Origin of the sequence: Gramella sp. KN1008 (genome assembly GCF_004332155.1) — a bacterium.
GTDB lineage: Bacteria > Bacteroidota > Bacteroidia > Flavobacteriales > Flavobacteriaceae > Christiangramia.
In genome coordinates, this window is sequence record NZ_SJDV01000002.1 from 248,226 (window position 1) to 273,336 (window position 25,111).

Annotated in this window: 23 protein-coding genes; 10 read left to right on the forward strand and 13 right to left on the reverse strand. The window is 39.1% G+C overall.

All coding sequences use genetic code 11. The features are described from left to right. Positions 1-41: 41 nt before the first annotated feature. Positions 42-1,085 carry a UDP-glucose 4-epimerase GalE gene (gene galE / locus EZJ28_RS04370; protein WP_131395328.1) on the forward strand — a complete coding sequence of 348 codons (1,044 nt, stop codon included), beginning with the start codon at positions 42-44 and terminating at the stop codon, positions 1,083-1,085. A gap of 66 nt (positions 1,086-1,151) precedes the next feature. Here galE and EZJ28_RS04375 read toward each other — a convergent pair whose 3' ends face one another. The 4 genes from EZJ28_RS04375 to EZJ28_RS04390 form a co-directional block, all read right to left on the reverse strand. Then, positions 1,152-1,310 (reverse strand): YqaE/Pmp3 family membrane protein, encoded by a 159-nt coding sequence (locus EZJ28_RS04375; RefSeq protein WP_131395330.1) that lies wholly within the window; start codon positions 1,308-1,310, stop codon positions 1,152-1,154. 22 nt (positions 1,311-1,332) lie between these two features. Further along, positions 1,333-2,109: a DUF1206 domain-containing protein gene (locus EZJ28_RS04380; RefSeq protein WP_131395332.1), complete on the reverse strand. Its 777-nt coding sequence runs from the start codon at positions 2,107-2,109 to the stop codon at positions 1,333-1,335. Between the two features lie 93 nt (positions 2,110-2,202). Then, complete coding sequence (locus EZJ28_RS04385) at positions 2,203-2,820, reverse strand: YqaA family protein (protein WP_131395334.1); 618 nt, start codon at positions 2,818-2,820, stop codon at positions 2,203-2,205. A gap of 81 nt (positions 2,821-2,901) precedes the next feature. Then, on the reverse strand, positions 2,902-3,279 hold the full coding sequence (locus EZJ28_RS04390) for a hypothetical protein (protein ID WP_131395336.1): 378 nt from the start codon (positions 3,277-3,279) through the stop codon (positions 2,902-2,904). Between the two features lie 217 nt (positions 3,280-3,496). Between EZJ28_RS04390 and EZJ28_RS04395 the strand changes: the two genes are divergently transcribed. Then, positions 3,497-4,207 carry an SDR family oxidoreductase gene (locus EZJ28_RS04395; RefSeq protein ID WP_131395338.1) on the forward strand — a complete coding sequence of 237 codons (711 nt, stop codon included), beginning with the start codon at positions 3,497-3,499 and terminating at the stop codon, positions 4,205-4,207. A 48-nt stretch (positions 4,208-4,255) separates the two neighbouring features. On the opposite strand, the gene EZJ28_RS04400 is transcribed toward EZJ28_RS04395, so the two are convergent. Further along, a complete protein-coding gene (locus EZJ28_RS04400; RefSeq protein WP_131395340.1) occupies positions 4,256-5,251 on the reverse strand; it encodes an NADP-dependent oxidoreductase in 996 nt (331 codons plus the stop codon). A 147-nt stretch (positions 5,252-5,398) separates the two neighbouring features. Here EZJ28_RS04400 and EZJ28_RS04405 point away from each other — a divergent pair, with 147 nt between their 5' ends. The 3 genes from EZJ28_RS04405 to EZJ28_RS04415 are packed head-to-tail and all read left to right on the forward strand — an operon-like array spanning position 5,399 to position 10,031. Continuing rightward, complete coding sequence (locus EZJ28_RS04405; RefSeq protein WP_242670064.1) at positions 5,399-7,648, forward strand: FUSC family membrane protein; 2,250 nt, start codon at positions 5,399-5,401, stop codon at positions 7,646-7,648. After that, complete coding sequence (locus tag EZJ28_RS04410; RefSeq protein ID WP_131395342.1) at positions 7,641-8,153, forward strand: DUF6155 family protein; 513 nt, start codon at positions 7,641-7,643, stop codon at positions 8,151-8,153. Before EZJ28_RS04405 ends, EZJ28_RS04410 begins: the two co-directional genes overlap by 8 nt. A 9-nt stretch (positions 8,154-8,162) precedes the next feature. Beyond that, a complete protein-coding gene (locus EZJ28_RS04415; protein WP_131395344.1) occupies positions 8,163-10,031 on the forward strand; it encodes a T9SS type B sorting domain-containing protein in 1,869 nt (622 codons plus the stop codon). A 1-nt stretch (position 10,032) separates the two neighbouring features. Here the strand turns inward: EZJ28_RS04415 and EZJ28_RS04420 are convergent, their stop codons facing one another. Then, a complete protein-coding gene (locus EZJ28_RS04420; protein ID WP_131395346.1) occupies positions 10,033-10,773 on the reverse strand; it encodes a hypothetical protein in 741 nt (246 codons plus the stop codon). Between the two features lie 9 nt (positions 10,774-10,782). Further along, positions 10,783-12,057 (reverse strand): APC family permease, encoded by a 1,275-nt coding sequence (locus tag EZJ28_RS04425; protein WP_131395348.1) that lies wholly within the window; start codon positions 12,055-12,057, stop codon positions 10,783-10,785. Between the two features lie 419 nt (positions 12,058-12,476). On the opposite strand from EZJ28_RS04425, the gene epsC reads away from it, so the two are divergent. Next, positions 12,477-13,268: a serine O-acetyltransferase EpsC gene (epsC, locus tag EZJ28_RS04430; protein ID WP_131395350.1), complete on the forward strand. Its 792-nt coding sequence runs from the start codon at positions 12,477-12,479 to the stop codon at positions 13,266-13,268. Next, complete coding sequence (cysM, locus tag EZJ28_RS04435; protein ID WP_131395352.1) at positions 13,265-14,149, forward strand: cysteine synthase CysM; 885 nt, start codon at positions 13,265-13,267, stop codon at positions 14,147-14,149. The genes epsC and cysM overlap by 4 nt, the downstream gene beginning before the upstream one ends. Before the next feature lie 158 nt (positions 14,150-14,307). Here the strand turns inward: cysM and EZJ28_RS04440 are convergent, their stop codons facing one another. Continuing rightward, positions 14,308-14,868, reverse strand: a complete 561-nt coding sequence (locus tag EZJ28_RS04440; protein WP_131395354.1) for a hypothetical protein — start codon at positions 14,866-14,868, stop codon at positions 14,308-14,310. Positions 14,869-14,971: 103 nt separating this feature from the next. Further along, entirely contained in the window at positions 14,972-15,685 is a 714-nt protein-coding gene (locus EZJ28_RS04445) for a Crp/Fnr family transcriptional regulator (protein WP_131395356.1), read from the reverse strand. Positions 15,686-15,894: 209 nt separating this feature from the next. Between EZJ28_RS04445 and EZJ28_RS04450 the strand changes: the two genes are divergently transcribed. Then, positions 15,895-17,409 (forward strand): DEAD/DEAH box helicase, encoded by a 1,515-nt coding sequence (locus EZJ28_RS04450; protein WP_131395358.1) that lies wholly within the window; start codon positions 15,895-15,897, stop codon positions 17,407-17,409. Here EZJ28_RS04450 and EZJ28_RS04455 read toward each other — a convergent pair. The 3 genes from EZJ28_RS04455 to EZJ28_RS16175 all read right to left on the reverse strand — a co-directional run bounded on the left by EZJ28_RS04455 (position 17,406) and on the right by EZJ28_RS16175 (position 20,910). After that, positions 17,406-17,900: a DoxX family protein gene (locus EZJ28_RS04455; RefSeq protein ID WP_131395360.1), complete on the reverse strand. Its 495-nt coding sequence runs from the start codon at positions 17,898-17,900 to the stop codon at positions 17,406-17,408. The two genes, EZJ28_RS04450 and EZJ28_RS04455, sit on opposite strands and share 4 nt — an antisense overlap. 79 nt (positions 17,901-17,979) lie before the next feature. Then, positions 17,980-20,286: a penicillin-binding protein 1A gene (locus tag EZJ28_RS04460; RefSeq protein WP_131395362.1), complete on the reverse strand. Its 2,307-nt coding sequence runs from the start codon at positions 20,284-20,286 to the stop codon at positions 17,980-17,982. 489 nt (positions 20,287-20,775) lie between these two features. Continuing rightward, on the reverse strand, positions 20,776-20,910 hold the full coding sequence (locus EZJ28_RS16175; protein WP_278248295.1) for a hypothetical protein: 135 nt from the start codon (positions 20,908-20,910) through the stop codon (positions 20,776-20,778). Positions 20,911-21,401: 491 nt separating this feature from the next. Between EZJ28_RS16175 and EZJ28_RS04465 the strand changes: the two genes are divergently transcribed. Then, complete coding sequence (locus EZJ28_RS04465; protein WP_131395364.1) at positions 21,402-22,256, forward strand: SdiA-regulated domain-containing protein; 855 nt, start codon at positions 21,402-21,404, stop codon at positions 22,254-22,256. On the opposite strand, the gene EZJ28_RS04470 is transcribed toward EZJ28_RS04465, so the two are convergent. After that, positions 22,257-23,543 (reverse strand): dipeptidase, encoded by a 1,287-nt coding sequence (locus EZJ28_RS04470; RefSeq protein ID WP_131395366.1) that lies wholly within the window; start codon positions 23,541-23,543, stop codon positions 22,257-22,259. 115 nt (positions 23,544-23,658) lie between these two features. Between EZJ28_RS04470 and EZJ28_RS04475 the strand changes: the two genes are divergently transcribed. After that, positions 23,659-25,110: a RimK family protein gene (locus EZJ28_RS04475; protein WP_131395368.1), complete on the forward strand. Its 1,452-nt coding sequence runs from the start codon at positions 23,659-23,661 to the stop codon at positions 25,108-25,110. Position 25,111 lies beyond the last annotated feature (1 nt).

Genomic DNA, 25,111 nt, shown 5'->3' on the forward strand with positions numbered 1-25,111 from the left:
ATCGGTGCATTTTCATTAATTTGCAGCTGAAAAATAAAATAATGAATAAGAAAAGAGTATTAGTTACCGGGGGGCTTGGTTTTATAGGCTCACATACAGTGGTGGCACTTCAGGAAGAGGGTTATGAAGTAGTGATAATAGATAACCTCTCTAATTCCTCTATAGATGTACTGGCGGGAATTACCCAGATCACAGGGAAGACCCCTCAGTTTGAAAATATTGACCTTCGGGATAAATCTTCTGTAAAGGATTTCTTTGAAAAATATCCGGATATTGATGGAGTGATACATTTCGCGGCATCAAAAGCTGTGGGTGAAAGTGTTGTAAAGCCATTACTTTATTATGAAAATAACATTTCCAGTCTTGTATATCTTTTAAAGGAACTTTATAAAAAAGATAATGCCAGTTTTATTTTCAGTTCTTCCTGCACGGTATACGGGCAGGCAGACGAGTTGCCCATAACTGAAGATGCACCGGTTAAAAAAGCCGAATCGCCTTATGGAAATACTAAACAGATAGGAGAGGAGATCATTGCCGATACCTGTAAGACAAAGCCGGATTTCAAAGCAATCTCTTTAAGGTATTTTAATCCTATCGGGGCACATCCTACCGCTGAGATTGGTGAATTGCCGATTGGTGTTCCTCAGAACCTCGTGCCATTTATTACCCAGACAGCTATAGGAAAAAGAGATGAATTATCGGTTTTTGGAGATGATTATCCAACTCCCGATGGTACGGCCATCCGTGACTATATACATGTTATGGATCTTGCTGAAGCTCATGTACACGCTCTCAAAAGATTACTGGAAGGAAAGGAAAAACAGAATTATGAAGTTTTCAATCTTGGCACCGGTACCGGAAACTCAGTACTGGAGGTGGTGAAATCTTTTGAAAAGGTAAGCGGAAAAAAACTGGATTATAAGATCGTGGGACGAAGGGAAGGCGATATCACCGCTGCATATGCAGATACAACAAAGGCAAATGAAGAGCTTAACTGGAAAGCCAGTCGTTCTCTTGACGAAGCTCTTAGCAGCGCCTGGAAGTGGCAGCAGGTAGTAGAAAAGAAAGAGGAAGAAGATAAATAAGCTCTCTATAGATATTAAATAAAAAAGACCGGTTTAACCGGTCTTTTTTATTTTTTAGCTCATTCTTTATCTTGTTCCGTTCACAAGAAAAGCATGGATCACTCCCGGAATCCATCCAAGGGCTGTTAACAATAAACTTATCAAAAAAGTCACCCCAAGGCCATGTTTTAAAAATACAGCTAGTGGCGGTAAAAGGATATTTAAAATAATAGTTAGTAAAGACATAATATATATTGGTTTTAATTAGTTACACGTTAAAAATTCTGTATTTGGCCGTTGCAAACATAAAGATGCCATAACAGATAAATCCGGCAGATACTATACCCATTAACCACGCGCCATAAGAGTGACTTAAAAAAGAAAAGGCATCCTCAGTATCTTTAATTTCAGTAGTATTAGAGTAATATGCAGCTCGAAGAAAGATAAAACCCAGTACACCAAAAACAATCCCTCGGGAAACAACGCCAAGGTATGCCGTGTTTTTTATGATAATTCTTCTTGTGTGGTCTTTTACCGATTTATAATTAAATTTTTTTAGAAAGTTTCCTAAAAATGCTTTTCTGAACTGGTAGATACTTTTTCCTGCGAAGGAAAGTCCTGCAACAACAAAGACGAACACCCCGAATTTGCCGGATAGAATTGCAAATGTCATTTCACCACCATCCGATGATCCGGCATCGATTAGCTTTTTAATGGTAAAACCGGCAAGGGAAAGATACAGAAGCCCACTAATAAAAAAGCCTATCCGGTTCAGTATTCCCTTATTATCACTACCGATATTTTCAGGATCCATAAACGTCTGAACAAATCTCCAACCTACATAACATAGAAAACCAACGGCTAACAAAACCAGCAACACATTTCCGAATGCCTGTTTCTGTAAAAATTCGATTACCTCGGTTTTTCCTGATTCCTTACCACCCATATTCAGGGTAGCCAATAATGAAAGGATACCGGTAATAGAATATACAATTCCCTTCGCGATATAACCGGTACGGGCCATTTTCTGGATCTTTGAATCCATGTAATGAATTTTGATTGCTTAAAACCAAGATAGGATATATGAATCTGGAAACCTTAAGCCTTATGAAAAGTTTAATGAAAGGATGGTCTATTTCTAAACCATTTCAAAAATTACGAGTGAGTAGAGATAGAACCTGGCATAACGCAGCATTCCAAAAATCAGGTAATTTGAAAAAGGAAATTTAATTATACCTGCCGCAATACTAGTCATGGCGAATGGAATAGGGAGTAATGCCCCAACGACGATCAAGAATCCACCCCATTTCCTGGTGTTTTTTATATGTTTGGCCATCTTTTGTTCCATAGCCTGGTGTACAGCAGGAATCTTTGTGATCCCCACTCCAATAAAATAAGATACCACTCCTCCCAGATAAGATGCAGTGGCCAATAGACTTAAGTAAAGGAAAGGACTTACAGATTTACCTGCCCACGCTATGAATAATTCGGGGGGAACAAGTCCCAGTAGGGATTCGGAAAGAAAGAAAATAGCAAGTACTTCAAAAGGCGCGTAGGTTTCAGTAATGGTAACGAGCATCTCTTCAATATCCAGAAGATAATGATCTATCGCCCACAATGCCGTTATAAAAATTATAATGGGAATAACAGCCTTCTTTAAACTCTTCCATACAAAAGAGTAAAAGCCTGTATAATGGTAATATTGATGCAACAAACGTATGCGCGACTTCTTTTTAGATCTCGCTTTATCTTTCATTCATTCCAAATTCTCTTTGTAGCAATATTAGAAGTCCTTCGGCCGTAATTGTAGGGTGGATATAATCCGAGGAAACTAATTTTAATAGTCTTCTCCTGCAAATTCTTTTAAAGCCCTTACATATTCCCTTAACTCCTGCTCGTTCAGTTTATTGGAATGATCAGCCATAAGAGAGAACATATACTCAAGACTTTCCAGTCCCGTCACCTCTTCAGTAGCAGTAGTTTCTTCTTCTCCTTCCAAAGGTTCATCTTCAGGAATGGCAATCAGGAAATCTTCGTTTTCTTCGATGTGTTCATAGGTCAACCTGATCACTTTGGCAAGCAGGGGAATATTTTCTTCAACAACAAGTTTACGAAGGTCTTTCAGATCTTCGACTAAAGTGTTGATAATTATGCCATTTCTCATAAGATCACGCTGGATCTTATTTAATAATTTCTGTGCTTTTATATTTTCCAAAGTGTCTCTGTTAAATTAGGTCAGTTTTTCTGATCGTTTCACCATTACGAACAGCTCAATTTTTCGAGGTGACAAAGTTAGTTTTTTTCAGAATCTATAAAAGATTTTTATCAGGTTTTATAAAGTATTTAACCTTTAAAATTAACACAATCTTAGAGCTTTTAATTTCAGCACAATTCACGTCTTTAGTAGCTTTAATCATTAAAAAAAGAATATTATGAGTAATGGAGACAAAACAGCTCTGATAACTGGAGGAAGTAAAGGTATAGGTTACGGGGTTGCCAAAACCTTATTAAAAATGGGTTATAAGGTGGCCGTCACCAGTAGGTCCCTGTCAGCAGCAGAAAGAGCTGCAGACCGGTTATCAGAATATGGTGAAATTATTGGCCTTGAAGCCGATGTAAGAAACTTTGATAGCCAGAAGAAGGCTGTTGAAAGCCTTTTGGATAAATGGAAACGTCTGGATGTTCTTGTAGCCAATGCCGGAATTGGAAATTTTGGTTCGGTTGAAGACCTTAGCGTAGATCAGTGGAAAGACACGATAGATACTAATCTTACAGGAGTCTTTTATAGTATAAAGGCTTGTGTGGATGCCCTTAAGAAATCGGAAGGATATATTATAACAATTTCCAGTCTTGCGGGAACTAACTTTTTTGCCGGAGGTGCGGCCTATAACGCCAGTAAATTTGGGCTTACCGGATTCACCCAGGCAGTTATGCTTGATCTAAGGGATAAAGGGGTGAAGGTAAGTACCATCATGCCTGGTTCTGTAGCTACCTATTTTAATGATAATGAACCTTCGGAAGAAGATGCCTGGAAAATCCAGATTGAAGATATAGGTGAACTTGTTGGAGACCTACTTAAAATGAACCCAAGAACATTACCAAGTAAAATTGAAGTAAGGCCCTCCAGGCCACCTAAAAAATAGAATGAGAGTGATTAAAAAAAGCCGGATGGGATAATCCGGCTTTTTTTATTAAATTTTTACGAGCATTTTTCCGGTATTGCGACCTTCGAATAATTCAATAAAGGCTTTGGGTGTATTTTCAAATCCCTCAAGGATAGTTTCATCATATTTCAATTTTCCTTGTTTTAACCATCCGGCAAGCTGCTGTATTGCCCTTTCAAAATCCTGCATATGATCGCGAACCAGGAACCCCTGCATTAGGGCAGATTTCTTTATCAAAATTCCTTCAGGTCTTGGACCCATGGGAACTTCGGTTGAATTATAGATGGAAATGGCCCCGCAGTTAATAATTCTCGCAGCTTTATTTATATTCTGCAGAGCTGCATCGAGGATTTCTCCTCCAACATTATCAAAATATACATCAACTCCCTTGGGGCAGGCCTTTTTGATAGCTTTGGTCATATCTTCAGTAGTCTTGTAATTAATACCTTCATCAAAATCAAATTTATCCGTGATATGAGTTATTTTTTCATCGCTGCCCGCTATACCAACTACTTTACAACCTTTTAGTTTTCCTATCTGTCCCACTATACTTCCTACGGCCCCCGCAGCTCCCGAGACAAGTAGCGTTTCTCCGGATTTTAGATCTCCAATTTTATCAAGGGCAAGAAAAGCCGTAAGTCCGGTTAGACCCAGAACTCCAAGATAAGCGGAAGCCGGCGCCAGAGAAGTATCAAGTTTACGCAGGTTTTCTCCAGTAGATAGTTGTTGTTCCTTCCAGTCTAACATACCTATAACATGGTCTCCTTCATTAAAATTTGGATTCCTGGACTTCACAACTTTTGCCACGATCATGGACTCTATAGGCTTACCTATCTTGAAAGGCTCGATATAGGATTCTTCATCTCGCATCCTACCTCTTAAATAGGGATCTACTGAAATATATTTGCTTTCCAGTAGAATTTCACCAGCCCTTGGCTCGTTGTTTTCTATCTCCTTGAATTCGAAATCATCTTCAGAGGGTTTCGCTTTGGGTCTGTTCTTAAGTATAATCTGTCGATTCATTTTCTAAAATTTTCTTTTCAAATTACTCGTAAATATGGCATTTAGCAAATAACATATGCCAAATTCTCCTTAAATCCTGATATTTGAAGAAAATATAGTTTCCACAATAAAAGCAAGCTGATTTCGAATTAGCTAAACGAGAAAAATTTGACCGAAAAAATAAAACAATACCAGTACGAGCTTAGTAAATTTATTAGGAGTACGGACTTTTCCAAAGCCATAGTACTTACTGTAGCGATCGTATTGCCTATAGTCATTTTTTCGGCCACTGCCAGAATAGAAATAGGGATTAGCCTTGCGATGGGATGTCTCTTAGCTTCTCCAAGTGATGTTCCCGGTAGTTTTAAACACAAGGTACTGGGAATTCTTTTTGCAGCGCTGTTAGGAAGTCTTTCCTTTTTAATTGCCGGTTACACAGGAAGCTCTTTGCTAACAGCGATCCCGATGCTTTTTTTAATGATGTTTTCGATTTCTTATTTATCTGTGTACGGATTTAGGGCATCACTGGTCACTTTTTCCGGACTTTTAGCAGTAGTATTGAGTTTTGCCAATCTTTCTACCGGTATCGAAGTATGGGAAAAATCATTACTTATCGCAGGAGGAGGCCTGTGGTATCTTTTGGTAAGTGTTAGCTGGTACTTAATAAGACCGCGTAGAGCAACCGAACAACTGCTTGCTGAAACCATGGAATTAACAGCAGAATACCTGCGCTTAAGGTCGGAACTCCTTGCCGGAACTTCTGAGGAAAAAGAGCTTAAAAAAAAGATATTTATTAAACAGGGGGAGATAAATGAACATCATGAAAGTCTGCGGGAAATATTAATAAGCTCTCGTAGGTCATCAGGCCATTCCGGTTATTCCAGGAAACGACTTCTTATATTTATTGATCTTGTGGATATATTGGAGCTGGCGATGGCCAACCCCATAGATCAGGACCAAATGAAGGCCACTCTAAAGGAGAACAGTGAAGAACTTCAGAGGTTTGTTTCCTTAAGCAGGAATATGGCCCTTCATCTTGATAATATCGCAAGAGCTCTTTATCAAAAAACTGGCCTGTCCAAGAACGTCCTTCCCGAACAACTTGTTTCGGTTAAAGAGGTACTTTTTAAGCTTTGGGATAATGTAGATATAACTCAAAACAGGGATGTTCTTTTAGTACTTAGGAACCTTTACGATTATCAGGCGAAACAGGTACAGAAACTAACAAATATTGATCGGATATTAAATGATCTGGAGGCCAATAGCCAGTTTATTTATAAATCGAAGGATATCCGAAAGTTTCTTACCACTCAGGATTATAGCGCAAGAACTCTTTTAACGAATTTTAATTTCGGTTCAGCGATCTTCAGACATTCCCTTAGGTTATCATTAGTGGTCTTATGCGGTTACCTGATAGGTTCATATTTTTCTGTTCAGAATTCATATTGGATCCTGCTTACCATCATAGTGATAATGCGCCCCAGTTACGGCCTTACCAAAGAACGCACCCGTAAACGTATTGTAGGTACGCTTATTGGCGGTGCACTGGCCGTGGGTATTGTATATTTAACCGCGAACACCTTGGTATATACCATCCTTGGCCTGATTTCACTTACTCTAGCATTCTCCCTGATCCAGCGTAACTATACAACGGCCGCAATTTTTATTACCTTAAGTATCATTTTTATTTACGCTTTATTAAGACCGGATGTTCACGATGTGATACAATACCGCATTTTAGACACTCTCGTGGGGGCAGGTCTGGCAGCCTTTGGGAATTTGATTCTCTGGCCGAAATGGGAGTTCAAGAATATTGATAAAGTGATTTCCAGTTCAGTATTGGCTAATCTTGAATACCTTTCTGAAATTGACTGGTATTATCATAAGAAGGATAAGCTTCCGGTTTCATATAAACTAAAGAGAAAAAAGGCTTTTTTGGAAATGGGTAATTTAAGCGGTGCTTTTCAGCGTATGACCCAGGAGCCAAAATCCAGGCAGAAAGGTCTCGGGCTGGTCTATGAGGTAGTGGAACTTAATCAGACCTTCCTTTCAGCTCTGGCCTCGATGGGGACCTATATAAGAACGCATCCTACCACCAGGGCTTCCCTGGATTTTGATATTTATACCAAGGCGATAAGCCTTAACCTGCAGAATACCGTAAATATTCTCAAGGGACTTAATATTAGAGAGAACCAGGACACAAAGATCTCTGAAGCAAGTAAATCCCTTCGTAAGAAATTTGATAAACTTGCTCAGGCAAGGGATGAAGAGATAGAATCCGGGAAAACGAAAATAGATAAAGAAACGAGACATCGACTTCAGGAAGCACATCTAATTACCAGCCAGCTGGAATGGCTTCTGGATATTTCTGAAAAACTTCAGCTGAAGGTGAAAAAAATAAAATCAGAAAATGAGTAAACGGGCTTTTAAGAAATATGTCAGATCTTTGGAAAAGGAAGATCTGGAAGAGCAGATCCTGGATCTTTATGAACGTTTTGATGATGTTAGGGTCTATTATAACTTTGTGTTCAATCCCAATGAAGATAAGTTGGTAAAGGATGCAAAATTCAAGATATCTAAAGAATATTTCCCTGTAGGAAACCGCAGACCCAAGAAAAGAAGATCGGTGGCGCAAAAACTAATAAAACATTTTCTAAAACTGGAAATGGAAGCGCACGCCCTGGCAGATGTTATGTTCTATAATATTGAGGTTGCCCAGGCTTATTCTAAAGACAGGGACAATATCACTGAAGCTTTTCAGAAAAGTATTTTCAAATCTTTTGAGCAGGCCGTAAACTTTGTAATAGAAAAAGGGGTATCCACCGAATTTATAGACAGGATGCAAAAGATAGAGACCGAAGCCGGGCAACAGGAGTGGCCTAATTCTTATAAATTCAACAGACTTATGGACAGGTTCTTATAATATTGATAAATGAGATTTTACATTCTTCTTTTGTGTCTTTGTTGCGGCCTTCCGGTTAAGGCCCAGCTTAGCTTTTGCAATGGAAGCAAGGGAGATCCTATTTTTCATGAAGATTTTGGCTCGGGGAGCGGGCTGGGGGAAGAACTGCCTGCCGGTGTTACCAATTACAATTTTGTTGAAAGGGGGCCCGGGGACGGCGAATACACGGTCGCCGATCTAAGTTATGGTCTTAACTCCTGGCATCAGAACTCTCCAAATACGGCCATCTCCAATGGCCGTGCTCTCATAGTGAATGCTGACTTTTCAGCAGGGCGGTTTTACAGAAGGGAGGTCACCGGATTATGCGAGAATACCACTTATGAATTTTCTGCATTCTTAATGAATGTCTATGATAGGAGCAGTGGAGTTTGTATAAATGGGGGTATTCCAATTAATGTTCGTTTTGAAATCTGGGATGAGACAGATACACTGTTGCTCAAAGAAGGTAATACCGGAGATATCAGTTCTACTTCCTCACCTAATTGGAAACAGTATGCCCTTACTTTCTCTTCTGAGCCCGGACAGGATAAAGTTATTCTGAAAATGTTCAATAACGGTGATGGTGGTTGCGGAAATGACCTTGCCATTGATGATATAATATTCAGGTCCTGTGGGGATCTCACCACTATTTCTTCTAATATTGGTTCCGATGGTGTTTTTGCAGTTTGTGAAGAAGATACTCCGGTAGGAATTTCTCTGGAGGCTATCCCGGATAATTCAGTATATGAACAACATTTCTTTCAATGGCAGGAAAGTAGTGATGGAACAGACTGGCAGGATATACCGGGCGCCACGTCAGAAACTTTTGAAGACAATATTGCCTTCACTACTTATTTTAGGGTGAAAGTTGCTGAAGATGCTGTAAACCTGTCTTCCAATGTATGCAGTTCGGCTTCAGAACCTTTTCAGGTTGAAGTGATAAAAACTCCCCAGGCTCCGGTGAGTAAAGGAGATATTATAATTTGCAGCGATGATGATATACCGCCTTTAAGTGTATCAGGGGGCATAAATGAAAAAGTGTACTGGTATGATGCTCCCTCCGGAGGAAATCTTCTTGCAGAGGATACCTTTACTTTTACAGCAACTAGTAGTGGCACTTATTACGCTGAAGCCCGAAAGGTTGGTTTTGAATGCGAGGGAAGTCCCAGAACGAAGATCAGCCTTACAATTAATGAGGTTCCGGCGGTGAACGATGAAGTTATTCCAATTTGTCTGGATACAACTATTACGCTGGACGCTGGGATATCAGGACAACAATATATATGGGATTCTGGTGAGACCTCCCAAAGTATTATGATCGATTCCCCCGGCACTTATTCGGTAGAGATTACCAACCAGAGTAATTGTTCTTCTATAAAGATTTTTACGGTTGAAGAAGCACCGGATGCTGAAATTTCAAAGGTCATTTCTGAAGAAGGATCGGTCACCATCATCCCTGAATTTCAAGGGGAGTTCCTGTATTCTATAGACGGTGTAAATTACCAGAGATCGAATTCATTCGATTATCTGCCTGGCGGAATTTATACAGCTTATATAAAGGATCTTGCAGATTGCAAAACTGACAGCCAGGAATTCCCCCACATAGTAGTTCCAAAATTCATAAGTCCGAATAATGATGGCTATAATGACAGTTTTGAGCTAAAGGGAGTGGAGTATTTTGAAAGTTCTGAGATCATAATTTTTGATCGTTACGGGAAATTGATAAAAGCGGGCAGGGGCGAAGATTTTATATGGAATGGTGAATTTCAGGGAATAGATCTTCCGGCAGATGATTATTGGTATGTGATACGGATAGTAGGTTTTAAAGATAGAAAAGGTCATTTTTCCTTGATTAGGTAATTTAATTTTCCAGAATTTCGATTCCCAGACCATCCTGCTTTTCAAGGAAAACAATTAAATAGGCTTTTTGAGATTTGAAGGTATATTCCTTTTCCAGAATAGGCTCAGTTGAACCTTTTAAATAAACCTCTATTTTCTTGCTTCCGGCTTTAAAATGCTTTCCCAGCACCGGTTTGCCATAAGCCAGGCCTTTAGTAAGTTTCTGAGATTTCTTGTCTGTCTTAATCTTAATCTTGATGGGTGCGATTCCGGAAGCAGCATGAAAAGCCCTTAAACTGCTTACGCCTTTTTTTAGCTTTATTTTATCCCTGAAAAGGCTATGAGTGGGAAGGAAGCCATTTTTTGTATGGTTTTCAGCCCCTGCAAACACATAATGTAGTTTATGTGAAAAACTGGCTTCATTTACTTTTGATGAGAATTCAGGTTTACCATAAATAACAGCTGTGTATTTTTCATTTGGTGCAAGACCGGATTTTTTGTTTAGTAAAAACTTCTTTTGAGTGTGAATCTTGAGATCATAAATTTCTCCGGGAAGGCTTATATAATCTGAACAACCTCCCTCTTCGATTTTCATTTTTTCGGAATGTTGATTCTTTGAGGATTCCACCTCAACCTGAATGCCTTCCAAAGTTGCATTAAAGATTCTCACTTCAGCATTATTGGTTTTTTGAGATTTCTCTGAACATCCAATCGTTAAAAGAATAATGAAAATCCAGGCGATATGAGATGCGACTTTTTTCATTTGTTTATTTTAGGAATTACTTGAATATTTTTTCACCAGGGCCGGCCTGCCAACGATTATGAAAACTGCAAGCAGTAGAAGGATTCCTAACTGAATTGGTGCAACTACCGAAAGCCTCATTAAAAGTATTATAATAACCAGACCTGAAAAAATAATGCCTACCCAGGAGATCCATTTTTTTCCTTTTTTGATGAATCTCAGGGCTATGATATTCACTACTCCAAAGGTTATAAGGAATATAAGACTGGCAGCTTCCACCAAGGATGAAAGTTTACCTATTACGGCAAGTATTGTTGAGAGTATTCCTAAAAGAATTACAGCTCTGTATGGAACATTATTTTTCGTTTTCTTAAAGAAAGAAGGCAGCTCCTGATCATCTGCTACTCTTTTTGAAAGCTTTGCACTGGAAAATAAAGTGGAATTGATCGCTGCTGCAGTTGCAAAAACAGCTGCAACGGTCATTGCTATCAAACCGGGTAAACCGAGAGAGCTTCTTGCCGCAACCGATAATGAAACCTGTTTTTGAGCTATAATTGCAAGGCTTCCGGCAAGCATTACCGCTCCCACGGCCACAATAGCATATATAATGATTACAAATACCACAGCGGCCATTATCGTAGGCTTTAATATTTTTTTTGGTTTCTTTATTTCATCATACTCATAAGTAAGCAGCTGAAATCCTTCATAGGCCATAAAAATACTGGCCGCTCCTATAGGAACACTCCATAATGGTCTTGGTTCGATTCCGGAAACCAGTTTCAGGGTATCCCATTGTAAAAGACCAACTATTGCTAGCCCGATCAGGGCCAGCAAATTTAAAGTTACAATAGCTATTTCTACCTTTTTTGTTTTAGTTACCCCGGCAAGATTGAGGCTTACCAGCCCCAGCATTATACCAATAGCACAGATTCTTGTGATTAAAGGTCCTCCATTGAATGAATATGATAAATAATGTCCAAAAGCAAAGGCATATACTGCCATGGTAAGTACATAACCGAGGAGTAACAACCAGGATAGACTACCTGCAACCCCATCTTTATTAACTTCCCGCAAATAGGTAAATGCACCTCCGCTTTCTTCAAATTTATTGGCCAGAACTATATAACAATAGGCACTGGAACAGGCAATAATACCACTTAAAACGAAGCTTAACCAGGCCCACTGACCTGCAACCGCTACTACAACACCTAAGGCCGTGTAAATTCCACCACCTACCATTCCTCCAGCTGCAAGAGCCCATACTGATAGCCATCCAAGAGAACCTGAAGGTTTATTATTAGACATAGTGAGAGAATTGGTTAGGAGAATTAAATTACAATGTTTGATAAAATTGTAATATCAAGAATGCGTTAAGTTTCACCTAAAAAATGTAAATGCTTCTTTCTCCAAAAAATAAAGCCACCCTTTAGAGGTGGCCTGAAAAAAAACTAAGTCTCTACACTAAAAATTACTTTTTAGGTTTACTTGGTTTTGCTTTGGGAGCCTGCTTTTGCTGACTCTTTTGAGCTTTTTGCGATTTTTTTTGTTGTGCCATTATATGGTCTTTTTTATTATATCTAATTTAATTCAGTAATCCTCAGGTTGTTTTTTTCTTAGTAAAAATTTAACTAGAAAGACTGATTAATAATTAATTATATGCCTGCTCTGATAGCTTTCTGAGTTCATTTGAATTAAGTAAATTTGATTGACATTAATAGTCAGCTATGAAAATTGAAGAAATAATATCTCGAATAGAGGAGCAGAAGAATCTTCCAAATCTCAACCTGAGTATAAAAGATAAAACCGAAGCTTTTACACATAAGCTGTTCCATACCCTGTTTGATAAGCAAACTCCCGTAAAGGATAATTTAATGGAGCTGGGAATGGAATTTGAGGTCCTGGCCAAACTTGTTTGCTGGGAGCCTGGTTCACCATGTCAGGATATATGGAGTGATTACTTGCAAATGCTTCCTGCAATTTTAGAAAAACTTAATCTTGATGCCCAGGCTATCGCCAAAAATGATCCTGCTGCAAATTCGGTAGAAGAGGTGTACCTTTCCTATCCCGGTTTTTTCGCGATAGCCATTTACAGGCTAAGCCATGAATTCTATAAATTCGGCCTGCCACTTGTACCCAGGCTAATGACCGAATGTGCCCATAGCCTTACCGGAACCGATATAAATCCTGGTGCTAAGATTGGAGATTCTTTCTTTATAGATCATGCGACCGGTGTTGTAATTGGAGAAACTGCTGTTATAGAAGACAATGTGAAGATCTATCAGGGCGTAACGCTGGGAGCCTTAACGGTGGACAGAACCTTACGAAACGTGAAACGACATCCTACTATCAAAAGGAATGTGACCATCTATGCAAACGCTACGATACTGGGAGGAGAAACAACAATTGGCGAAAACAGTATTATTGGCGGGAACGTTTGGCTAACCAAATCGGTGCCTGCAAATTCAATGGTTTCCCATACTCCCCAGATAAGTATAAAAAACACTTCAGAAAAATGAATGATAGTATATTAAACCTTGTGGGAAATACGCCTTTGGTAAAGGCCAGAAGCATAATGACCAGGCCTGGAGTAGAACTTTATTTCAAATTGGAAGGACAGAATCCAGGAGGCAGTGTAAAGGATCGGGCAGCGTATAATATGATTAAAAGTGCCCTTGAGCGAGGGGATATAGATAAAAGTACCAAACTAATTGAAGCAACAAGTGGCAACACCGGTATAGCTTTTGCGATGATAGCCGGGATATTTGGATTGGACATTGAACTTGTTATGCCAGAGAATTCAACTATAGAAAGGGTTCAGACTATGAGAGCCTATGGAGCTAAAGTTATACTAACCAATGCTGATGGAGGTATTGAAGAATCCAGAGATTATGCCGAAGAGAAAATGAAATCCGGAGGTTACTTCATGTTAAATCAATTTGGTAATGATGATAACTGGAAAGCTCACTATCAAACTACAGGTCCCGAGATCTGGGAAGATACTCAACATAGAATAACCCATTTTGTATCTTCCATGGGTACCACCGGGACTATTATGGGAACAAGTACTTATTTAAAGGAAAAGAATAAGGATATTCAGATAGTAGGGGTGCAACCAACCGATGATTCCCGCATTCCAGGGATCCGGAAATGGCCAGAAGCTTATCTGCCAAAAATATTCAATCCTGAAAAGGTTGACAGAACTTTAGAGGTTAGTGAGAAGGAAGCTGTGCTCATGAGCCGAAGGCTTGCAGAAGAAGAAGGTATTTTTGCTGGAATGAGTAGTGGTGGTGCCGCAGCCGCGGCAATTCGACTTTGTGATGAACTCGATAGCGGATTGGTGGTAAGTATAGTGTGTGACAGGGGAGACCGGTATCTATCTTCAGACCTTTTTGAATAAAAGAAAGAGCTGTGTGAAGATATTAGCGTTAACTTTGTGATTATAGATCTGAGAGATCAGTATAATTATTAACTACTATTATATTTTAACACTTTCTGTCTTATGAGATTGACAGACGCTTAAAATCTTCACACAGCTTAAGCTTAATTAGAAATATATTAATACTTCTCAATTGTAGCCACACCTATACCAGAAGCACTGGCAGGAGTGATTTTTAATCTTTCTTTGTCTTTTCCTCTTTGAAGATCAATAAGATACTTTTCTCTGTCCAAATTATCTGCCATACCAGATGCAACATATTTGTTCTTGGTCATAGTCCAACCTTCATATTGGGCATATACCTGGTTACGAATGGCTGGAGGTAGCGGTACATTTTTGAACCTTTGATAGGTTTTTTCAAGATTTCCGTCATTGTCATAAGAAGCTAACAGGATACCGTTGCTACTTTTAACGGTTATTCTCACCTGATCATTATCTTCTCCTACTGCTCGCATGAAACGATGAATGTCAAAATTTTCCTGAAGGAATTTAACCGCATTGGACTGGAATTGCTTGGCGTAAACTTCTTTTACTTTAACAATTCCGTTGGCATAATCTTCAAAAACGATCTGAGCTGTGGGCTCAAATGTTAATTCAGCCTCTTCCAGCTGAATGATCTGTGCATTAGATGTGTAGACAAATCCTGCAACTAATAGCAACAATGTGATGAACTTTTTCATGATGTAAAGTTTTAATTGATGAATAAATAATTATTGAATGAGGCAGCAAGATAAGTAGGATTACCGAATTTTTAAACTACCTAAGTAGCACAAAAACAAGTATTTAAAGTTTTCTGTTTTGATTTTCCAGTTCTTTGAGAAGGAGAGAGACATCCTTTATCTCAACCTGTTTTCTCGCAATTTTTATAGAACCATTTTTCTTTAGTTTCTGTAGATGACGATTCACCACCGCTCTTGTTGAACCAATAAGATTTGCAATTTCTTTGTTAGGAAGATCATTAATATGTTCCAGTTGATTGGAATTATGATTGATATTGTTAAGCAATAATTTCAAAAGCCGGGTGGAGATATCGGTAAAGATCAGTTGTGATACATTGTTTTCCAGCATACGCATAAGTTTACCGGCATAGGATAAAAAATTCTGATATTGTACCGGGTTATTTATTAACCACGATCTGAGCTTATCCATGGGGATAGCCAGAACCTTAATATTATCCAGGCATTCATAATAGACCTTATGAGGAGTTCCGTCCATAAGACAAAAAAGGTCAAATACATCACACTTCTTTAAAAGAAATAGTGTATGCTCCTTTTCACTGAATTCATCCACATTGTACATCTTAATGCGTCCTGAGACCACTATATAGAAATGGTAAAGAAATTTTTGATGATTGATAACACAGGTTTCCTTGGGCCATTTTTCTTCATGAAAGTCTATTAGAAAGTCTTTCCAGTTGTCGGAGGTCAACCCGCTGAAAAGCTCACATTTCTCTAATGTGGAACCATACTTCTCAAATAATAAACTTCCTGAAGTCAAAATCTTCGATATTTTATAGTTAATAAATTCAGGGGGGTGGAATTTCCGGTTGGGAAAATCTAAAATAAGTTCGAGGCGAATATTGCAACGCTAAATTTACAATAATTTTATATCAATGTGCTTTAATGGGGGAGGAGAATATTCCCCTATTTTTTGAGATAAGCTTAAAAATGCCTTACTTTTGCAAAATTGCTTACTTAAAGGAATTTATGGCGGTAGAAACATTTGGAATTGAAAAGAAGAAAGTAGATAAGGAATTATATGGCTATCAGCAAAAGGATATAAATAAGATATTCGGGGTCATAGATGAGCACCCTGAAAGATATAACCTACTGTATCAGCTTCCCACCGGGGGAGGAAAGACGGTGATATTTTCCCAGATCACTAGAGAATATATTCAGCGCACCAATAAAAAGGTTCTTATCCTTACGCACCGAATAGAATTGTGTAAACAGACTTCCAAAATGCTTTCGGGTTTTGGAGTGAGAAACAAGATCATTAACAGTAAGGTGAAAGAGCTGCCAGATCAGGACGATTATATGTGTTTCGTGGCAATGGTAGAAACTCTTAATAACCGGCTCAATGATGAAAAACTAAAGATTAATGACATAGGCCTGGTCATCATTGACGAGGCTCATTACAATTCTTTCAGGAAACTTTTCAAATTCTTTGAGAATTGTTTCATTCTTGGAGTAACAGCTACCCCTTTAAGCTCAAATATTAAACTTCCCATGAAGGATAATTACAGGGAGCTTATCGTGGGGGATTCCATACAGTCACTTATTGAAAAAGGATTTCTTGCCAGGGCGAATATCTACAGTTACAATGTAGGGCTTACTTCACTTAAAGTTGGAATGAATGGAGATTACACGGTAAAATCTTCTGAAGAGCTCTACTCCAATTATAGTATGCAGGAGAAGCTTCTTACTGCCTATTATGAGAAATCCAAAGGTAAAAAGACGCTTATATTCAACAATGGGATAAATACTTCGGTTGAAGTTTATCATACCTTTAAAAATGCGGGTCTTCCTATACGCCATCTTGACAATACGACCAGTAAGCAGGAAAGAAAGGATATACTAAAATGGTTTAAGCATACTCCAGATGCCATAGTGACTTCTGTTAGTATCCTCACCACCGGATTTGATGAGCCTACGGTTGAAACTATTATCCTTAACAGGGCTACCAAGTCACTCACCCTTTACTTCCAGATGATAGGTCGTGGATCAAGGGTTCTCAAAGACAAAGATGAGTTTACCGTTATTGATCTTGGTAATAATATGGCCAGGTTTGGTCACTGGAGTACACCGGTAGACTGGAAACAGATCTTCCGTTCACCTGATTTCTATTTTGAGAATCTCCTTAGTGATGAAGAGATAGAAAGAGAGTTCCAGTATGAGATGCCTCCTGAAATTCGCGAAAAATTCTCGAAGACCGAGGATGTAAGTTTCAATATTGAAGAAGCTTATGACGAGGTTATAAAAAAAGGACTTAAATCCAAATCAGTGCTCGAATGGTCTTTAGACCAGCATGTAAAAATGTGTGTGGAAAACAGCGAAGATGTATTTGATGCCCGTATCCTTGCAAAGGAACTCAAGGACGATATATCCTCCCGTATCAAGCAATATTCTTATTGCATAAGCAAAAGCACCAAAAATTACAGGGATTGGCTGGAAGAAGATTATTCAAGAAAATTAAGGATGCAGATCAATAAGGAGTTTTAGGAGTCAGATTCGGTGTCGGCTGATTTTATATCTTTTTTTACGAATTCTGGCTCGCGAACACTACCGCCAACTACGATAGCCGCACTTATAATTATTAAGTTTTTAATTATATACTGGCCTTCCATACTTAACTGGTAGGGAATATTTGTAAAACATATTTCCGGCAGAATAATAAAAGGAAGAAATGTTCCCGGCATCTGAAATATAAGCAGGAGGAGAGCCAGTCTTATTGTAACCCGGAAACACAGGAATAAACCTATAAGCACCTCCCAAACCCCAAGTACAGGAATAAAAATTTCGGGATCAAACCAGAATACGGTAGCTGCCACAACATCTTCTGCCGGACTGTCTCCTGTTATTTTTAAGAAGCCAAACCAGATAAAAATCAGTGCCAGAGAATACCTTAGAATTGGTTTCCCGTGAACATACATCCAACGGGAGATCCTAATATCCCATTGTTCGATTTTTGATAGGTTAGATTTTTTGCTCACCTGACGGCTTTTTTATTTTCCTTATCAACTAAATGTAGGTGGATTAAATCTAGTAAAGCATTAAGAAGTGGAAAAACTTTTACGGATTATTATCATCCTTTTTTCCGAATAAACGTTTAAAGAAACCTTTTTTCTTTTTCTTTTTTTCAGGCTTTTCCTGTCTCCTGTCCTCTTTATTACCGGAAAACAAGCGTTCAAAGAAGTTATCCCGTTCTTCAGGTGGACATTCCATCATTTCAGCCAGTTGGGGTGAAAGAGGCGCAAAACGAGCATTGGTTATTTTGTTAAAAGCTTTATCTGCATTCATCTTCTGCATAAGACCTGCAAATATGGGTAAGGCTGAATTGGCACCCTGTCCAATGGAGGTGTTCCTGAAGCCTATGCGGTGATCATCACTGCCAACCCAGGTTACACAAACCAGTTCGGGATTCATCCCAACAAACCATCCATCTTTATTATCCTGAGTGGTTCCCGTCTTACCGGCAAGGTCGTTCCTTAAACCGTAGCGGTATCTAAGCCTGGCTGCAGTTCCTTCGTTAACCGTGGCCTGCATCATGTTGATCATTATTTTTCGGGTCTCTTCAGAGAAAGCCCTGGATTTAGCAATTTCTGGTTCAAATTCAGCCAGAATATTGCCGTTGGCATCTTCAATTCTGGTAATATAATAAGGTTCGGAGTATCGTCCGTCGTTTACAAAACTGGTATAGGCCGTAGTAAGGTCACTTATGCTTAGGGAAGCTGTTCCCAGGGCTATTGACGGAACCGCAGGCAGATCAGATTCAATTCCCATATTTCGGGCCTGTCTTATTACATTGCCTATACCGGTTTCCATAAGCACCTTAACGGCGATGGTATTCATGGATCGACTTAAAGCGGTTTTCAGGTTGTAGTTCATGTGCGGATCATCTCCTTCAGAAGATGAGTTGGAGGGAGTCCAGCCCCCATCATAGGTAACCTCTCGAACCGAAAAATAGGTGCAGGGATCCATCCCGTTTTCCAGGGCAGCGGTATATACCACAGGTTTGAAGGTAGAACCCACCTGTCTTTTACTTTGCGCCACATGATCATATTTAAAAAACCTGAAATCCACTCCGCCAACCCAGGCCTGGACTGCACCATTCTCAGGATCTACTGCCAGTAATCCGGCATTAAGAAATTTGAGGTAATGTGAGATACTATCCAGGGTGCTGACATTTTCAGTCTTCATACCTTTATATTCAAAAAGCTCTGTGGGACGAGGCTCTTCAAGCTTTTTCATGATCTCATCTTCGCCCAGTCCTTTTTTAAGCAGTTTCTGATAGCTTTCTGAAGCTTTAATGGCATCGTCAAGGATCTTTTTGTTCCTTACCCAGGGCGCGTAATTGCCATAAGACTTTTCATGCTGTTCCTGTAAAACAGCCAAATGTTCGATCATAGCTTCTTCGGCAAGCTGCTGCATCCTGTAATTAAGAGTGGTGTGAACAATCAGTCCGTCGCGATAGATATTGTATTTTTTTCCGTCTTTATTTTTTAAGGTGTCGAGTATCCCTGATACCTTTTTTCTGATCTGCTCCCTGAAATATGGCGCGATTCCCTCATCATGACTGTAACTTTTATAATCCAGTATAAGGGGGAGCAGTTTAATTTCTTCGGCTTGCTGTTCAGTTAAATATCCGTATTTGGTCATTTGCATGATAACCACATCACGCCTTAAACGGCTCCTTTCCGGAAAGATACGGGGGTTGTAATAATGACTGGCTTTAAGCATTCCAACAAGTACAGCGGCTTCTTCGAGTTTAAGTTCAGATGTGTTCTTATCAAAGAATTTGAGAGAAGCACTTTCTATTCCATAGGTATTGTCGCTAAAAGGTACTGTATTGAAATAAAGCTCGATTATCTCATCCTTCGTATAGATATCTTCCAGCCTCTTTGCAATTATCGCTTCCTGCATCTTATTGATCACAATCCCGAAAACCCCAAAATCGCGCCGGCCGTAAATATTCTTGGCCAGTTGAAGAGTGATGGTGCTACCACCTCCTGCCGATTCATCCTGCAACAGGATGGATTTGAAGAAAACACGTAATAAACTGCGGTTATCTATACCATCGTGTTCATAGAAACGTGCATCTTCAGTGGCTATAAGAGCATTGATAAGGTGGGAGGGAAGCTGGGAGAAATTGATGGGCTGGCGATCATACACATAGAATTTACCAATAAGTTCCCCGTTAGCCGCCAGTACCTGGGTAGCCTTATTTTGGTTTAGTTCTGTAAGTTCCTGTGAAGAAGGGATCTTACCCCACACTCCAAAATAGATACTTCCAAAGAATAAAAAGAAAAGGGCTATTAAACTTAGAAGAATTATCAGAGCCCATTTGATTCTGGGGTGCCTTTTTATTTTATCTAGCATTTATCTGAATGTAATAGCTGCAAATAAACAAATGTTTAAAGCAGTTCATCCAATTTTAAGCTTATTTTAATGTTTTTTAACCAAAAATTATAGCCGGTAAACCACAGTTTACCGGCTAGGTTGAAATAGTTTTCATACGAGGGGATTTTTAAGGATTATGCGTATCTTCTTCTGGAGTACCAGCACAATCTGCCACTAGTACTTTTTGAATTGAGAAATGCCTTTCGATGAGTTAAATTACCTTCTCTTACTATTGCAAAATCCTGAATGATGTTAGATAAAGCAGTCATGATTGATGAATTCTGATTGATGATTTATGATGAATTAATTAAAGCGTCTTCTGCTATACCAAATATTATGGCAGTCAGAGTTCTTAAGGTTCAAAAATGGCCTGTGATGAGTAAGGTTGCCTTCTTTTCCCAGGCCAAAGTCTTTGATGATGTTAGTTAAAGCTGTCATGATTAATGAATAATGTTGATGATTGATGATTTACGCAATTTGTCGGTTATTATACCAGTTCAAATGAATGGTCGAGTTCTTAAGGTTGAGGAAGGGTCTTCTGTTGGTGATTCCCGCTTCATTACCTGTTCCAAAATCCTGTATGATACTATCTAAGGTTCGCATGATTGATGAATTTAAATTTTGATTAGATGAATCTTCTTCTACTTGATAAGCTGTATAGACTGGAACTAGCTTCTGTAGACATAAAATTTCTTCTGCTTTTGGTGTTTCTTACTAAAGTTGTCATGATTGATAAATTTTAATTGATTGATGATTGATGAGTGATGAATTATTATACAAATCTCCTTTTAAGGAAGCTGCTTTGTATTGAATTAGCTTCGGTATTCATAAATGATTTTCTGCTCTTGGTGTTTCTTACTAAAGTTGTCATTATTTCAATTTTTAATGATTGTGTTTACTTAATAGACGACGATAAAAAATATCTGTTACAGTACTATGCTATAAAAGGTACCCAATTAACAATACTTTAACTTTTGCGTTAATTGCCTGTATATCATTTAAATGAGGTAAAACTAAGAGAATTCAAAGTATTGTTAATCTTTTTGAGACCCTGTCCCATAGTTGTAATTTTAAATTCCAAAAAAATATTCTTCATGACTAAATGGGCTATAGGAATAGTTGTAATTGTTCTGATACTTGCTGGTGCTATCTATGCTGTTTATGAGAATAATGACTATGATTTTAACGATGCCGAAAAGAGTTACAGGATAACTCAGGAATGGGAGTTGCCAGCCGAACTTATTGAGATTTCCGGGCTGGAGTGGGCAGGAAATAATAAGCTCGCGTGTGTACAGGATGAAGATGGGTTTCTCTTTATATATGATCTTGAAAGTTCAAAAATCACTAAAAGGTATAAGTTTGGGGCCTCCGGCGACTACGAGGCTCTTACCAGGCTCGAAGATAATTACTGGGTAGCAGAAAGCAACGGTAGACTTGTTCAGATTAATGATATAGAGGGCCCTGAAGAAAATGCAAAGGATATCCAGTTAAAATTTGAATACAGAAATAATATTGAAGGTTTGGCTGCAACACCTGATGGAGATCTGTGGATCGCGGTAAAAGACAGGAACCTGGATAATGAAGGAGATTATAAGGGGATCTATTCTTTTGATCCCTCAACAGGGGTGCTGAATATGGATCCTGTACTAAAGGTAAATTATAACGATCCCAAATTTGATGTTTTCAGGACGAATAATCCGCGAAAACTTATAAGGCCTTCAGATCTTTGTTTTCATCCTGCCAACGGGGATGTTTATATTCTTGATGCTGAATTTCAGAAGATACTGATTGTTGAAAAGAATTCAGGCAAAATAAAAAGGATCCATTTGCTGGATCCTTCAAAATTTCCGCAACCGGAAGGTATTTGTTTTAGTCCTTCAGGAAGATTGTTCGTTTCCACAGAAGGACAAATGGGAACTGCCCGTATTTTTGAGGTTGAGCTTCAGTGATCAGGATTTTTGCATTTGGGCGGCAACCTCCTGAACTTCATCCAACACCCTGAGCAGATTTTCTCCCCATAATTTAGCGATCTCTTCTTCAGTGTAACCTCTTTTTACTAGCTCTATGGTAATATTTAAGCTTTCGGAAGCATCCTCCCAGCCGTCAATTCCACCTCCACCATCAAAGTCTGAACTTATTCCCACGTGATCTATCCCTATCTTCTTTACCATATAATCTATATGGTCTACAAAATCTGAGACATTCACGGCATCTATCTCTTTTTTAAGTTTCTCAAGCTCCTGAGCTGAAGACCGCCTAACCTCTCTATATGATTCATAATATTCATCCTGCGCTTCATCTTTAAGTTTCGCTACACTATCTCGGGGCAGGATCTCAAAGTTCATCACCCGGGCCTTATCTTGATATACCTTTTCACTGGCTGCCCGGAAAGCATTGTCTTTTTCAGTATTTAAATAGCTAGTAAAGGCAACCGTTTGTACAACACCACCATGCTTTTTAAAGAGAGCAAGTAGTTCGTCGTCCAGGTTACGGCTGTGATTGCAAAGGGCTCTTGCCGAAGAATGGGATGCGATCAAAGGTGCTTGTGATATCTCGAACATTTGTTTAATAGCCTCTTTACTTGGATGTGAGACATCTATCATCATTCCCCATCTGTTCATTTCCACAACTGCTTTTTTTCCCAGTTCGCTGAGTCCGCCGTGCAGCCATTCGTCATTCTCTTCGCCTGTATTTGAATCACAGAACTGACTGTGGCCATTATGGGATAAGGACATATAACGTGCACCACGATCGTAGAATTCCTTGATACGCCCAAGGTCTTCGGCTACAGGATACGCATTCTCAACTCCTATCATCGCCACTTTCTTTCCTTCAGCAACAAGTTTCCTTACTTCATCAGAATTGGTGGCGAGACCTATTTGCCCGGGAGCGAACTCTTCGGTTAATCGGTGAATGGCGTCGAACTTCTGAATAGCATTTTCATAAGCGGCTTTATACCCTTCTTCATTGAGTTCTCCCTGACCTGTATAAACGATCAACCAGGTGACATCCAGGCCACCGGCCTCCATTTTTGGAAGATTAACCTGGGTGCCGAGATCCATCGTATAGTTTTTATTCGGTGTAAAATTCTTTACATTAATATCGTTATGTGTATCTATAGTGATCACTTTTTCATGGATTCGTTTTGCCTTTTCAATAATAGCCTGATCTGTGTCTTGTGCATTCACCATAAACAGGTTGAAAATAAAAATGATAAGCGTTAGTTTAGTTCGCATTTCGGACTTTAATTTGATTTGAAGCCCTGAATTTAAGAATTAATATTAAGCTGAACTTAAATTTTAAATTCCGATTGGTTTTTCATCTACATTTGAATAAAATTTTCATCCCTGAATGAATAAATATATAGTTGTAAATAATCCCGAGACCTGGACAATTTCACCTGAACATGTAAAGGTGATCTCGTCTCGGGACTATCTTACCAATCCGGAATTCTCCAAACTTAAGAAGGCCAGGATATTTAATCTTTGTAAAGATTATTCCTATCAATCAAAAGGCTATTATGTTTCTCTGCTTGCCGAAGCGCGTGGACATATGGCTATTCCCACCGTGAAGAATATTGTGGACCTTGGTGAACCAAAGCTTGTCAAAATAGTTTCGGAAGACTTTGATGACCTGATCCAGCAATCTCTTAAGAATATAAGATCCCAGGAATTTACCTTAAGCATCTATTTCGGACAGAATGTGGCGGCAAAGTATAAAGAACTTTCTGCCATGTTCTTCAGGCACTTCCAGATCCCTTTTCTCCGGGTGAAATTCAATTTCACTACGCGATGGAACATTAAAAACCTAAAGGCTATTTCGGAGGCCGAGATCCCGAATGAACACAGGGAAAGCATGCTGCTTTTTGCCGAACAATATTTTGCTAAGAAGAGATACGATACTCCGCGTTCAAATCCTTTTGAATATGATCTGGCGATACTGGTACAGCCTGAGGATATGGCACCTCCAAGCAATGCCAGAGCTATTCGAAAATTTACGGAACTGGCAGAAAAAATGGGATTCTATACTGAGTTGATTTCCCCAAAGGAGCTATCAAGGCTTTCCGCTTTTGATGCTTTATTAATAAGACAGAGTACCGAGGTGAATAACGAAGCATATGCCTTTGCCAGAAAAGCTCAGCAGGAAGACATTGCCATTGTTGATTACCCCAATGCCATCCTTAAATGCTGCAATAAGGTCTTTATGGCTGAAGCTTTGGAAAATGCCGGTATACCCACGCCAAAAACCGTAATAGTTCATAAGGACAATAAAAATTCGGTATTAGAAAAGACCGGAGTTCCGGTGGTTTTAAAGTCACCCGATTCCACGTTTTCTTTTGGAGTTAAAAAAGCTACCACAGAAGAAGAATATCAGGAAATGGTAACAGCCATGCTCAAAAAATCTGAACTGGTGATCGCACAGGAATTCTCTCCTTCAGAATATGACTGGAGAATTGGGATCCTGGACGGAGAAGCTTTTTTTGCCTGCCGTTATTATATGGCCAAAGGCCACTGGCAGATCTATAACTGGGATGCCAAAAAGAAGACTGAACAGGACGGGAACGCAGATTGCCTGCCGGTGGAAGATGTTCCTTCAGATATCCTTAAGAATGCAATAAAGGCTGCAAAGCTCATGGGAAAAGGTCTTTATGGTATAGATATCAAGGAAGTTAACGGCAAGGCACTTGTGATAGAGATCAATGATAATCCTAATATTGATGCGGGAGTAGAGGATGCCTATTATGGCGATAAGGTTTATATTGACATCTTGCAGGCTTTAAAGAACCGACTCGAAAATAAATAAT

Excerpts from the sequence above, each read along its gene's own strand:
- galE (WP_131395328.1), top strand. The coding sequence starts at position 42 with ATGAATAAGAAAAGAGTATTAGTTACCGGGGGGCTTGGTTTTATAGGC.
- EZJ28_RS04375 (WP_131395330.1), bottom strand. The coding sequence starts at position 1,310 with ATGTCTTTACTAACTATTATTTTAAATATCCTTTTACCGCCACTAGCT.
- EZJ28_RS04380 (WP_131395332.1), bottom strand. The coding sequence starts at position 2,109 with ATGGATTCAAAGATCCAGAAAATGGCCCGTACCGGTTATATCGCGAAG.
- EZJ28_RS04385 (WP_131395334.1), bottom strand. The coding sequence starts at position 2,820 with ATGAAAGATAAAGCGAGATCTAAAAAGAAGTCGCGCATACGTTTGTTG.
- EZJ28_RS04395 (WP_131395338.1), top strand. The coding sequence starts at position 3,497 with ATGAGTAATGGAGACAAAACAGCTCTGATAACTGGAGGAAGTAAAGGT.
- EZJ28_RS04400 (WP_131395340.1), bottom strand. The coding sequence starts at position 5,251 with ATGAATCGACAGATTATACTTAAGAACAGACCCAAAGCGAAACCCTCT.
- EZJ28_RS04410 (WP_131395342.1), top strand. The coding sequence starts at position 7,641 with ATGAGTAAACGGGCTTTTAAGAAATATGTCAGATCTTTGGAAAAGGAA.
- EZJ28_RS04415 (WP_131395344.1), top strand. The coding sequence starts at position 8,163 with ATGAGATTTTACATTCTTCTTTTGTGTCTTTGTTGCGGCCTTCCGGTT.
- EZJ28_RS04420 (WP_131395346.1), bottom strand. The coding sequence starts at position 10,773 with ATGAAAAAAGTCGCATCTCATATCGCCTGGATTTTCATTATTCTTTTA.
- EZJ28_RS04425 (WP_131395348.1), bottom strand. The coding sequence starts at position 12,057 with ATGTCTAATAATAAACCTTCAGGTTCTCTTGGATGGCTATCAGTATGG.
- epsC (WP_131395350.1), top strand. The coding sequence starts at position 12,477 with ATGAAAATTGAAGAAATAATATCTCGAATAGAGGAGCAGAAGAATCTT.
- cysM (WP_131395352.1), top strand. The coding sequence starts at position 13,265 with ATGAATGATAGTATATTAAACCTTGTGGGAAATACGCCTTTGGTAAAG.
- EZJ28_RS04440 (WP_131395354.1), bottom strand. The coding sequence starts at position 14,868 with ATGAAAAAGTTCATCACATTGTTGCTATTAGTTGCAGGATTTGTCTAC.
- EZJ28_RS04450 (WP_131395358.1), top strand. The coding sequence starts at position 15,895 with ATGGCGGTAGAAACATTTGGAATTGAAAAGAAGAAAGTAGATAAGGAA.
- EZJ28_RS04460 (WP_131395362.1), bottom strand. The coding sequence starts at position 20,286 with ATGCTAGATAAAATAAAAAGGCACCCCAGAATCAAATGGGCTCTGATA.
- EZJ28_RS16175 (WP_278248295.1), bottom strand. The coding sequence starts at position 20,910 with ATGCGAACCTTAGATAGTATCATACAGGATTTTGGAACAGGTAATGAA.
- EZJ28_RS04465 (WP_131395364.1), top strand. The coding sequence starts at position 21,402 with ATGACTAAATGGGCTATAGGAATAGTTGTAATTGTTCTGATACTTGCT.
- EZJ28_RS04470 (WP_131395366.1), bottom strand. The coding sequence starts at position 23,543 with ATGCGAACTAAACTAACGCTTATCATTTTTATTTTCAACCTGTTTATG.
- EZJ28_RS04475 (WP_131395368.1), top strand. The coding sequence starts at position 23,659 with ATGAATAAATATATAGTTGTAAATAATCCCGAGACCTGGACAATTTCA.